Below are 2427 nucleotides of genomic sequence, written 5' to 3'. Positions count from 1 at the left end.
TGGTTACTAGTTTAGTAGCAGCAAATAAAGTTCAAGAGTCTTCACATGAAGACATTAAAAAAACTAAAAAATAAATATGATTTTAACAACTACAAATACATTAGAAACGCACCCAATTAAAGAATATATAGGAATTGTTTCTGGTGAAACCATTATTGGTGCAAACATTTTTAAAGATTTTTTTGCTGGTATTAGAGATATTGTTGGCGGTAGATCTGGTTCTTATGAAAAAGTATTAAGAGAAGCCAAGGAAATTGCTTTAAAAGAAATGGAAGAACAAGCACAAAGGGTTGGAGCTACTGCAGTAATAGGTATTGATTTAGATTACGAAACCGTTGGAAAAAATGGCGGTATGTTAATGGTTACCGCTTCTGGTACAGCTGTTAAATACTAAATAAAAGTATATATAAAAGCAAAAAACCTGTACAGATTGTACAGGTTTTTTATTTATTTCAAAAGTAGTATTACTTTTTGTCTTCTATTTTTTTATCTTCTTCTGTATCTTCTTCTTTAGTAGCTTTTTTAAATTCTTTAATACCACCACCAAGGCCTTTCATTAACTCAGGTAATTTTTTTCCTCCAAACAATAATAAAATTGCTAAGCCAATAATTATCCATTGCCAAGGTCCAACCATTCCTAAAAATATATATAATGCATTCATGTTTTTAAATTTTGAGTTACAAAGATAGTAATAAATTCAAAACTAAAATTAGTTTTTATTTTTAATAGTACCTCCTATTATTTTTTTTGTTTTTAAAACCTCTGGAGTTCCTTTATAATAAATTGTACCTCCAAATCGAACTTTCGCATCTAGTATTTCACTTGTTTTCACTTCTACTCTTGCTCCAGAAGCTGCTGTAACAGTAGTTTGTTTGCTTTGTAAGTCAAATGCTTCATATATACCACCAGTAGTTGCTTCAATAGTTTGATTTTGAGTTACTCCTGTTAAAGAAATAGCACCACCAGAAACTGCTTTTACAACTAAATATTTGGTGTTAATTGGTACATTAATAAAAGCTCCTTCTTGTACTTTAACTTCTAAATGTTGTTGTTTTAAAACTTCTTCTGAAGTAATTTGTCCTCCTTCATTCGCATCCAACACATCCATTGTATTGTTGTAATACAATTTTATTCTAACATCTTCAGAAGTAAAACCTTCTGGAAATTTTAAACGAACTTTTAATATTCCATTTGAATTTTTAACTATAACATCCTCAGCTTTTTTTCCAGATATTTCAATTTTAGAAGTTGAGGATTTCTCAATTTCAACAGTTAATCCATTATAAACTTTTAAGGTATTAAAATCTCCTAAATTCTTTGTAATTGGTTCTTGTCCAAATACTATTGAACAAGTTAATGTAAGTAATAATGCAAGTTTTTTCATTTTTAAAATGTGTTTTTTTAGTATAACTACCAAAATAAACAATAATTGTGCCTTTTTAATTTAATTATTTATTAATCTTCTCAAGTAAGGTAAAATCTAGATGCTTACGTTCTAAATCGGTATGTTTAACTTTAATTAATACGTGTTCACCTAATTGGTACATATTTTTTGTTGATTGCCCAACCAAAGCATATTGTTTTTCATCGTAAATATAATAGTCATCTTTTATTTCACGAATTCTACACATTCCTTCACATTTATTCTCAATAATTTCAACATAAATTCCCCATTCCGTAACTCCTGAAATTACTCCTTCAAATTCTTGATCTTTATGATCAGCCATATATTTTACTTGCATATATTTGATGGAATCTCTTTCAGCTCTTGATGCTAAGTATTCCATTTCTGAAGCGTGTTTACACTTTTCTTCATAAACATCTGCTTTTGGAGATTTTCCACCATCTAAATAATGCTGTAACAATCGATGTGTCATTACATCAGGATATCTCCTAATTGGTGATGTAAAATGACTATAATAATCGAAAGCTAAACCATAATGACCAATATTTTGAGTCGTATATTCAGCTTTACTCATAGATCGAACAGCAAGCGTTTCAATCATATTTGCTTCCCCTGTTCCGTGCACATCTTTTAATAATTGATTTAAAGAAGTTGATGTTGTTTTTTTGTCTTTTGTATCAATTTTATTTTTGTATCCAAATTTACTAACAATGGTTTGAAGCGCTTCTAATTTATCTAAATTTGGTTCATCATGAACACGATATACAAAGGTTTTTTTACTAGGTTCACCTTTACTTCTGCCAATAAATTCAGCTACTTTACGGTTAGCAAGTAACATAAACTCTTCAATTAATTTATTAGCATCTTTAGATTCTTTAAAAAATACACCTATAGGTTCTGACTTTTCATTTAAGTTAAACTTCACTTCTACCCTATCAAAAGTAATAGCACCTTGTTGTAAACGCTTTTTTCGAAGTTTTTTAGCAAGTACATCCATTTTTAAAATAGCTGAAACTATTTC

The 2427-nt window shown here is 29.0% G+C and carries 4 protein-coding genes; 1 reads left to right on the top strand and 3 read right to left on the bottom strand.

From position 1 onward, the window contains the following. The first annotated feature begins 76 nt into the window (after positions 1 to 76). A complete protein-coding gene (locus tag HKP59_RS01960; protein WP_291802978.1) occupies positions 77 to 394 on the top strand; it encodes a heavy metal-binding domain-containing protein in 318 nt (105 codons plus the stop codon). A 70-nt stretch (positions 395 to 464) separates the two neighbouring features. Here the strand turns inward: HKP59_RS01960 and tatA are convergent, their stop codons facing one another. The 3 genes from tatA to HKP59_RS01945 form a co-directional block, all read right to left on the bottom strand. Next, a complete protein-coding gene (tatA, locus tag HKP59_RS01955) occupies positions 465 to 662 on the bottom strand; it encodes a twin-arginine translocase TatA/TatE family subunit (protein ID WP_291802977.1) in 198 nt (65 codons plus the stop codon). A 48-nt stretch (positions 663 to 710) separates the two neighbouring features. Beyond that, positions 711 to 1385 carry a head GIN domain-containing protein gene (locus HKP59_RS01950; protein WP_291802976.1) on the bottom strand — a complete coding sequence of 225 codons (675 nt, stop codon included), beginning with the start codon at positions 1383 to 1385 and terminating at the stop codon, positions 711 to 713. Positions 1386 to 1449: 64 nt separating this feature from the next. Beyond that, on the bottom strand, positions 1450 to 2427 hold a 978-nt coding region (locus HKP59_RS01945), incomplete at its 5' end, for an RNB domain-containing ribonuclease (protein WP_291802975.1).

Source organism: Lutibacter sp. (assembly GCF_013041805.1).
In the GTDB taxonomy this organism is placed as follows: domain Bacteria; phylum Bacteroidota; class Bacteroidia; order Flavobacteriales; family Flavobacteriaceae; genus Lutibacter.
The sequence above is the reverse complement of the archived record's forward strand: the minus strand, read 5'-3'. Positions and strand labels throughout refer to the sequence as shown.

Coding starts and splice junctions, on each gene's coding strand:
- HKP59_RS01960 (WP_291802978.1), top strand. CDS start 77: ATGATTTTAACAACTACAAATACATTAGAAACGCACCCAATTAAAGAA.
- tatA (WP_291802977.1), bottom strand. CDS start 662: ATGAATGCATTATATATATTTTTAGGAATGGTTGGACCTTGGCAATGG.
- HKP59_RS01950 (WP_291802976.1), bottom strand. CDS start 1,385: ATGAAAAAACTTGCATTATTACTTACATTAACTTGTTCAATAGTATTT.